At 74.6% G+C, this 382-nt stretch carries 1 protein-coding gene; it reads left to right on the top strand.

The window, feature by feature from the left end; all coding sequences use genetic code 11:
• Window positions 1-382: Ig-like domain-containing domain (locus tag G6O54_RS37100; RefSeq protein WP_165236227.1), on the top strand; the 382-nt coding region annotated here is incomplete at both ends.

Genomic DNA, 382 nt, shown 5'->3' with positions numbered 1-382 from the left:
AATCCGGCTGACCGACGGTGTCGCGCCGCGGGTGGCGGGGACCGACCTGCCGGCGGCCGGGTCGGCATCGACGGCGCTGGTTGCGGGCCTGACGATCAGCTTCAGCGAGCCGGTCGATGCCGCGACGGTGGCGCCGGTGCTGCGGTCGGCGGGTCCGGACGGGGTGCTGGGCAGTGGTGACGACGTGACGTTTTCCCTGACGCGGCGAGTCGGAGCGGGAGGGACGACGGTCGGGTTCGACGTCGACGCGGGTGCGTTGCCGCCGGGTCGCTACCGGCTGACGCTGCCCGCGGCGGCGGCGGCGGACCGGGTGGGCAACCGCATGGCGGAGCCGTACGTGCGCGACTTCGAGCTGATCGCCCTGCCGGGCTTCGTCTCCGAG

This window comes from Aquisphaera insulae, assembly GCF_011064615.1.
Classification (GTDB): domain Bacteria; phylum Planctomycetota; class Planctomycetia; order Isosphaerales; family Isosphaeraceae; genus Aquisphaera; species Aquisphaera insulae.
Note: the sequence above shows the minus strand (reverse complement) of the source record. Positions and strands in the feature narration are given on the sequence as shown.